Raw genomic sequence first — 7998 nt, 5'->3', positions numbered from 1 at the left:
TTTTTAAAACTTCGGGTTTTTCCCTATACAAGCTGAAACGCGCTTATAAGTCGTTTAAGACATCACCCAACGCCGGATTTTAAAATAGAGAGTGGAATAACTAGCTACCTCGGGGTTTTATTGTCTTTTTTTCCTGTCTGGTAAATTTCTTAAATATTTATTACTAAAGTAGTATCCTAGATTCCAGTGTCAGCTACTTGGCTTGAGCAGCAGAAGCTTGGTGTTGTTGTGGCAGCGTGTTTATGTCTGCCAGTTGCGGTAAAACCTTTACTGTTTCAGTACTTTCCAGTTGTGTTTGTTGCAACTGCGATGCTAATGTTTCATATAAAGATTTTGGTTCACGTCTCTTGCCTACTTTTACTTCTTTATTTGCGCGTAACTGTTTTTCAGTAACACCGTTGCTTTCAAGAAGCCTTACACCATTTTTACTGTCAATATCAATTTCAATTTTACATTCTTTTCCATCAACATACCACTTTAAGGTCATTTCATATAATCCACTAATTATTTCATAAACTCTTTCCCCATTATCGTTAATATAGCAACATACACCTCTCTTTTTTTCTTGATTAGGATAACAAAACGTAATTGTTTTTACATTGTACTTTTTACACACGCTGCCACCTAGAAGTTTAGCTATATCTACTCCTTCTTTACTCTCACTCAATATAACTCTCACGGAAGGGTAAACAACATTCCCTTCCCTTTTACCTTCTTTTATCATTATGGACCCTATGATATTGTTTTTCACACCTTCAGATATCTCCGATTTAATTTGGTCAGCAATTTTGCCTACAATCTCTTTACCGTGATACTGAGTTTCTCCTTTCTTAGGAGAAAAAGGTTTTTGGTTTGTAGTATTAGTAGAAGGGTTGTTCTGTAACTTAAAGAATTCATCCCATTCTTCATCGCTTTCCAACTTGACACGTCCACGCTCTGGTGTTGATTTAGGTACATTCTGAGTGCTTAAATCACCAGAAAGCCCTTCCGTTACAGGTGCATCAGGACTATCGCTTACCCTTGCTTTACTATTTAGAAGGACAAGATGCTCTTCTGACTTTTTTTCACTCGGCTTTGAAGTTGTATTATCAAAAGAAGGTTCTCCCACCATAAATGCATAAAGACTTTTAGCTTTATCCTTAATTGTGGAATAAATAGGTTCACAGAGTTTGCTGATCTTATCTAACATATAACCCCTCCATTCTCAACACACAATACCAGCATATAGCATTATATCAATTAGTCAACAATAATTATGGCAGAAAAGCTATTTAATATCGAAGACCCAAATACTCCTTTGCTTGATCGGTTAAAACACGTCCTCTTGGTGTGCGCTTTACAAAACTAATTTTTATTAAATAAGGTTCTACTGTTTCTTCAATATTGCCAGCATCTTCAGATAACGCGATAGATATGGTATCAATTCCAACAGGTCCTGAGGTATTGAATAAAAATCTTAGATAATCCATATCTAATTTATTTAATCCCATTTTATCTATGCCCAATTTTGATAGCGCAGAGTCAGCAATTTCGTAGGTAATTTTTTTATCATCTTCCGCTTCAACAAAATCTCTTATTCTTCTGAGTAACCTCAAAGCAATTCTTGGAGTGCCGCGTGCACGGCAGGCAATTTCCCGTATGGCACCCTTCTCGATTTCAGCAGAAAGGACTCTTGCGCCTCTTTTTATAATGTCAACCAATTCCTCAAAAGAATAAAACTCGAGGTGCAAAGGGATGCCAAAACGATCCCTCAGCGGTGCAGAAAGCAGTCCAAGCCGCGTTGTTGCTCCAATTAACGTAAATGGCGGCAAATCTATCCTTAAAGTGCGAGTGGATGGGCCTTCGCCTACCAGTATGTCCAGGCAAAAGTCTTCCATGGCGGTGTATAAGATTTCTTCAATGCTGCGATTTAACCTATGGATTTCATCGATAAATAAGACATCTTTTGCATTTAAAGTGGTAAGCACTGCAGCTAAATCCCCAGCTTTGTTAAGTAAAGGACCAGAAGTTGCGCGAAAGCTAACCCTTAACTCTTTAGAGACAATTTGTGCTAAGGTTGTTTTGCCAAGCCCTGGAGGACCATGTAGTAAAACATGGTCCAAAGCTTCAGTTCTCGTCTTTGCGGCATTTATAAATACTTTTAAATTTTGTATTAAATCTTTTTGCCCAACAAAATCATCAAGTTGTTCAGGCCTGATGTTTACATTACGCACATCTTCAGCATATTCTTTGCCACATGATATTGACTTCATAATGTTGAAAGCTCCTTAAGCGCCATGCGAATAATCTCCTTAGTGTCCAGGTTTGGCCTGTATTTTTTTATAGTATCATAAACTCTCGTTTTTTCATATCCAAGATTGATCAATGCTGAAAGGGCATCTTCATTAATTGGATGGAAATTGCTGTTATTTATTTCTAATTTACTCACTTTGCCACTCAGTTCTGTAATAATTCGATTAATGAGTTTGAGGCCAAGCCCACTTATTTTGAGTGTTGCTTTATCTTCATTCATAATTGCCAAAAACAACTGCTCTGGAGTTAATTTACTCAAAATTGACATCGCAGTTTTATAGCTAACGCCGCTCACCTTAACAAGCAAGCGTAGGCATTGCTGTTCTTCTCTGCTTATGAAACCATATAGCTGAGTAATGTTTTCTCTATTATTTGCACAGGTTTCAATAAGCAATTTGATTTTACTTCCAGTGGAGCATGCATTTAAGGTTTTGGCTGAAAGGTATACTATATAGCCAACATCATTTACATTCAGGATTATATGATCGCTATGAACTTCGTCGACTATTCCGCTTAGGTTTCCTATCATTTTTAGCACTGTATAGAGTGCAGTTTAAAAACTCCTGAATTCTAGGTCAAGCTGAGATGTGTGATCTTACTCTTTTGAATTTATACGCTCACAGTGCCCCAGAATCTAATCATCACACTACTACTTATAACTCACTTTCACACAATATCTGTCGTTCTTAAAAAGCAATCTAACATTTTTTATTCCTTGATTGCGAAGCTTTGATGCAGCTGACTTGGCAGTCTGAGCATTTTCAAAAAATGCGACATATCCCCTACTTTCTGCACTGTTTTGCTTTGGGTGACGTTTCTGCATTTCTTTTTCATACTGCTTTTTATAATGAGGAGCTTTTTGTACTAATCGTTCCGACATTTTCCTTAGATACTGAACTTTTGCTTTTGCAAGCCCAGATTTATGGAATCCTAAAATTTTCGCTGCTTTTTCTGAAAGATCTATTATTCTACCCTTAACAAATGGCCCTCTATCGTTAACCTTTACCACAAGTTTTCTCCCGTTTTCTAGGTTGGTGACAAGAACAAAGCAGGGTAGAGGCAAAGTCTTGTGCGCTGCGGAAATTGAGTTACGGTCAAACACTTCACCATTTGCTGTAAGTGTACCATGATCTTCCATCCCATACCACGATGCTACTCCTATTTCCTCGTAATGATTACAGTGTTTGGGATGATAAGTTACCCCATTTATTGTATAGCTATTGCCAATTTTATAATGGCCTGCAGCATTATTACACCTGCTGCGAAAACCGCAACTACTTATCAAAACAAATATTAGGCATAAAAAAGCTAGATTTTTTATCATTGTATTCAGTGAAAGGGTTCGATACCATGAGGATTTTAAATTATACTATAACAAATTTAGTAATCAGTAAACGTCTACTGCTAAATATGAACAATACTCGAAAAGAAACAATACATATAATTGGTATAGGTGGAATTGGAATGAGCGCAATTGCTGAAATTCTTCATAATTCTAATTATAAAGTCCAAGGCAGTGATACGCAATCAAATGACAATGTAGATAGGTTACAAAAGTTAGGTATAGAGATCTATATTGGCCACAATGCCAATAACATCAGGCAAGCCCAAGTAGTCGTGCATTCTTCTGCAATAAAATCCGACAACGTGGAGTTAGTTGCTGCAAGAGATAACAAAAAAACCATTTTGCATAGGTCAGACATACTCGCTGAGATTATGAAAGATAAATATGTGATAGCAGTTTCAGGTTCAAGTGGAAAGACGACAACAACGGCTATGATTGCCTCTATTTTTGACCACTCTGGTACCGATGCAACTGTAATTGTGGGAGGGATATTGAACTCCTACCGAAATAACTCAAAACTTGGCAAGAGTGACATTTTTTTGACTGAGGCTGATGAATCTGATGGAACTATGTTAAAAATCCCTGCAAATATCGCTGTCATAACGAGTGTTAATGACGATCACATAGACCATTACGGTACACTTGACAATATCAAAAATGCATTTTCTCAATTTGTAAACAGGGCAGACTTTGCAATTTTACCTGATTCTGTAGGCATCAGTTGTGATGCAGGCAATTCTATAACGTTTGGGTTTGAGAATGGTAGCATAAGAGCCAGTAACATCGAACAACACAATAACAGCATGGAATTTGACGTGTTGATTGACAATAACCACAGAATAAAAAACGTAGTACTATCAAACGCAATAGGTATTCACAAAGTCAGCAATGCCCTAGCTGCAATATCGGTTGCAGTAAAACTTGGAATTAGCAATGCAGACATTAAAAAAGGTCTTTTGGAATTTAAAGGAGTAGCAAGAAGATTTTCTTTAATTGCTGATATTAAAGGCGTTAAGTTAATTGAGGACTATGCCCATCATCCAAACGAAATACAGGCAACCCTGGCAGCAGCACGTTCGATTGCTCAAGGAAAGGTAATAGGAATTATCGAACCGCTGCGTTTTGCTCGCATTCGTAATTTTTTTGATGAGTTTGTACAAGTCTTTATGATGTTTGACTATGTCATTCTCACTCCTGTTCATCCCCCAGAAGATGAGCCTATTCCTGGTTGCGGAATTGATGATATACAGAAAGCCTTAATCAGCAATGGGTCTAGTAATGTAGAGATTATGAATAATGCCTTGCTCATTTCACATTCCATCAATGATTCGACAAATTCAGGTGATGTAGTACTATTTATTGGTGCTGGTGGTAATATAGCCAAACTAGCGAAAGAAACTGCAGCACTTATGTCGGAAATAGAGGTTTAACATGATGAAAAAGATAATTAACAATGTATTCGCAAGAGAAATTTTAGATAGCAGGGGTTATCCAACCATTGAGGTAGAAGTTGAACTCTGCGATGGAGCAACAGGTAGAGCGTCTGTACCTTCTGGAGCTTCAACCGGTAAACTAGAAGCCTTAGAACTGAGGGATCAAGATGAAAAAAGATATTGTGGCAAAGGAGTGCTGAAAGCTGTTCAGTCTGTAAATGGAGTGATAGCAAATGAAATTGTTGGCATAGATGCAGCAGACCAAAGTATAATTGATAAAGTATTAATCGAATTAGATGGAACGAAAAACAAATCAAAACTTGGAGCAAATGCAACTTTAGGGGTATCCCTTGCCGTTGCAAAAGCAGCAGCAAACAGTTTCAAAATGCCACTATATAGATATTTGGGAGGAGAGCAGGCAAGTGTTATGCCGGTTCCACTTATTAACATAATCAACGGCGGAGTACATGCAGACAATAAACTCGATTTTCAAGAATTTATGATTCTTCCTGTTGGAGCTGAAGCTTTCAGTGAAGCGATCAGAATGTCCGCAGAGGTGTTTCATAATTTGCGCAGCATTCTCAAGAAAGAGGGTTACAGCACAAACGTAGGAGATGAAGGTGGTTTTGCACCGAATATCGAAAGCGTCGAGGAAGCTCTTAATCTGATAATTCAGGCTGTAGAGTCTGCCGGTTATTCAATACAAAATAATTTTGCATTAGGTCTTGATGTGGCTTCATCTACTTTTTATGAAAACGGAATTTACAAATTTGAAAATAGAGAGCTTACTTCAGAGGAATTGGCTGAGTACTATTGCGGCCTTGTCGAAAAATATCCTATAATTTCCATAGAAGATGCAATGAGTGAAGATGACTACGAAGGTTGGAAATTGCTTACCGCAAAACTTGGGAACAAAGTTCAATTGGTCGGAGATGATTTGTTTGTTACAAATTGTGAGCTGATACGTAAAGGAATAGAGGAGAAAATGGCAAATGCTGTACTAATCAAGCCAAATCAGATAGGAACATTAACGGAAACTTTTGCTGCCATTGAAATGGCAAAATCAAATGGCTACAAAGTCGTCATTTCTCACCGATCAGGTGAAACAGAAGACACAACGATATCTCATATAGCAGTTGCATCGAATTGTGGGCAAATAAAAACTGGCTCACTATCACGTTCTGATAGGCTTGCAAAGTATAATGAGCTGCTGAGAATAGAGGGCACGTTAGGAAGAAATGCCAAATATTATAGTGGTTTGCCATGGACTTCATAGACGAAGTTAGATTGTATCTAAAGGCTGGTGATGGCGGTGATGGCTGCGCGAGTTTTCGTCGAGAAAAATTCGTTGAATTTGGTGGTCCAAACGGTGGTAATGGAGGAAAGGGAGGAGACATAGTTTTTGTCAGTGATGCAAATCTCAACACTTTGCTTAATTTTCGTTATAGGAGACACATTAAAGCAAACGATGGAAAAAGTGGTGCAAGTAGAAATAGGTCTGGCACAGCGGGAAAAGACGTCGTACTTAAAGTTCCAGTTGGGACACAAATAATCGATGAAGAAAGTGAGGAGGTAATAGTAGACCTTGATAAACCTGAGATGGAATTTCAAGTAGTGCAAGGTGGAAAAGGTGGGCTTGGAAATACCAATTTTAAATCCTCTACCAATAGGGCACCAAGACATTTTACCTACGGTCAACCTGGCGAAGAAAAATATGTATTATTAAAACTAAAAGTTTTATCTGACGTTGGCATTATCAGCATGCCAAACGCAGGTAAATCAAAATTTTTAACTCGCTGTTCAAATGCGGATACAAAAGTAGGTGATTACCCATTCACCACAATAAGACCACATTTAGGTGTAGCAAAAGTGGATGATAGCGAAATTGTAATAGCAGATATTCCAGGAATAATCTTTGATGCTCACCTTGGAGTTGGGCTTGGACATAAGTTTTTGAAACACATAGAAAGGTGTAAAATTTTACTGCATTTAATTGATATAACTCACGATGATGTCATTTCAACATATGATTGCACACACAATGAGCTGGGGCTTTACAATAGTGATCTTGTTAGAAAAGAGGAAGTTGTGGTGTTAAACAAATGTGACTTATCGGAAGAAGCAGAAATTCTGGAGAAGAAGAATCATTTGGCTAACTATCTTGATAAAGAAGTACTATGCTTATCAATCGATGATGATTTACAGCCCATTTTGAGGTTATTAAGTGAAAAATTGAAAAAGAACAACCCTAGGGAAACTGATGTATATGATCCTTTTAAGGCATGAATTTCCCGTTCAATGGCTACGTATAAACAAATCCGATATTACTTTCGCCGACTTGAGCAATTTTCTGTTAAGAATATGATATTTTAGACATAAAGTCCCCTCATGTAAAAAATTCAGAAAAAATGCAACGCACATACAACAGATATTAAGCACGCGTGTGCACCCACGCACACTGAAGAAGATACGCTACATCTTTTACTGAGTTTGGTTGTTTAATAAAAAGGTCTGCAGACGGAGATAGATTTTGAGCTCTCTAAATATCTCTACTGTAATTATAGTAACACTGGATAAATAGGCGAAGAATTTTTTATACCAAGTTTCACTGGTAATGGAACAAATGAAAAAGAGCTCTTTTTGTCTATAATTGGGAAGTTAAGCAAGTTTATAGCATATCCCATTTGTCTTCCCAATAACGAATGTTGGTATTACTAGAAATCCATTTTATACAAAATATGCGATCTCATTTTACTTTATGACAGTATCATCCAAGTAGCCTTTTTTGTCACCCCAACCCCTACGATGTCATATCAGCGCTCTTCCTCCTGTCATTCCAGCGCCCCTTCCCCGCTATCCTAGTGATCCTTTTTTGTCATCCCAGTGCTTGACACACAGCTGTACGAACATTAATTATGGAAAAGAAAA

General features: G+C 37.6%; 7 protein-coding genes. 3 read left to right on the top strand and 4 right to left on the bottom strand.

The window, feature by feature from the left end; genetic code table 11:
• Positions 1–193: 193 nt before the first annotated feature.
• The 4 genes from DM84_RS03330 to DM84_RS03315 form a co-directional block, all read right to left on the bottom strand.
• On the bottom strand, positions 194–1189 hold the full coding sequence (locus DM84_RS03330; protein ID WP_250778328.1) for a hypothetical protein: 996 nt from the start codon (positions 1187–1189) through the stop codon (positions 194–196).
• An 82-nt stretch (positions 1190–1271) separates the two neighbouring features.
• Positions 1272–2252, bottom strand: coding sequence for a Holliday junction branch migration DNA helicase RuvB (gene ruvB / locus DM84_RS03325; RefSeq protein WP_250778327.1), 981 nt, complete (start codon positions 2250–2252; stop codon positions 1272–1274).
• Complete coding sequence (gene ruvA / locus DM84_RS03320; protein ID WP_250778326.1) at positions 2249–2821, bottom strand: Holliday junction branch migration protein RuvA; 573 nt, start codon at positions 2819–2821, stop codon at positions 2249–2251. The genes ruvB and ruvA overlap by 4 nt, the downstream gene beginning before the upstream one ends.
• A 120-nt stretch (positions 2822–2941) precedes the next feature.
• Entirely contained in the window at positions 2942–3616 is a 675-nt protein-coding gene (locus tag DM84_RS03315) for a septal ring lytic transglycosylase RlpA family protein (RefSeq protein ID WP_250778325.1), read from the bottom strand.
• Positions 3617–3642: 26 nt separating this feature from the next.
• Here DM84_RS03315 and murC point away from each other — a divergent pair, with 26 nt between their 5' ends.
• The 3 genes from murC to cgtA are packed head-to-tail and all read left to right on the top strand — an operon-like array spanning position 3643 to position 7356.
• The gene (gene murC / locus DM84_RS03310) at positions 3643–5067 is read left to right on the top strand and encodes a UDP-N-acetylmuramate--L-alanine ligase (RefSeq protein WP_250778324.1); all 1425 of its coding nucleotides are present in this window, start codon (positions 3643–3645) and stop codon (positions 5065–5067) included.
• Between the two features lies 1 nt (position 5068).
• Positions 5069–6346 carry a phosphopyruvate hydratase gene (gene eno / locus DM84_RS03305; RefSeq protein WP_250778323.1) on the top strand — a complete coding sequence of 426 codons (1278 nt, stop codon included), beginning with the start codon at positions 5069–5071 and terminating at the stop codon, positions 6344–6346.
• Positions 6334–7356, top strand: coding sequence for an Obg family GTPase CgtA (gene cgtA / locus DM84_RS03300; protein WP_250778322.1), 1023 nt, complete (start codon positions 6334–6336; stop codon positions 7354–7356). Before eno ends, cgtA begins: the two co-directional genes overlap by 13 nt.
• Positions 7357–7998: the final 642 nt, after the last annotated feature.

The organism is Wolbachia pipientis (assembly GCF_023661085.1).
Taxonomy (GTDB): Bacteria; Pseudomonadota; Alphaproteobacteria; order Rickettsiales; family Anaplasmataceae; genus Wolbachia.
Note: the sequence above shows the minus strand (reverse complement) of the source record. Positions and strands in the feature narration are given on the sequence as shown.

Excerpts from the sequence above, each read along its gene's own strand:
- eno (WP_250778323.1), top strand. The coding sequence starts at position 5,069 with ATGATGAAAAAGATAATTAACAATGTATTCGCAAGAGAAATTTTAGAT.
- DM84_RS03330 (WP_250778328.1), bottom strand. The coding sequence starts at position 1,189 with ATGTTAGATAAGATCAGCAAACTCTGTGAACCTATTTATTCCACAATT.
- murC (WP_250778324.1), top strand. The coding sequence starts at position 3,643 with ATGAGGATTTTAAATTATACTATAACAAATTTAGTAATCAGTAAACGT.
- ruvA (WP_250778326.1), bottom strand. The coding sequence starts at position 2,821 with ATGATAGGAAACCTAAGCGGAATAGTCGACGAAGTTCATAGCGATCAT.
- cgtA (WP_250778322.1), top strand. The coding sequence starts at position 6,334 with ATGGACTTCATAGACGAAGTTAGATTGTATCTAAAGGCTGGTGATGGC.
- DM84_RS03315 (WP_250778325.1), bottom strand. The coding sequence starts at position 3,616 with ATGATAAAAAATCTAGCTTTTTTATGCCTAATATTTGTTTTGATAAGT.
- ruvB (WP_250778327.1), bottom strand. The coding sequence starts at position 2,252 with ATGAAGTCAATATCATGTGGCAAAGAATATGCTGAAGATGTGCGTAAT.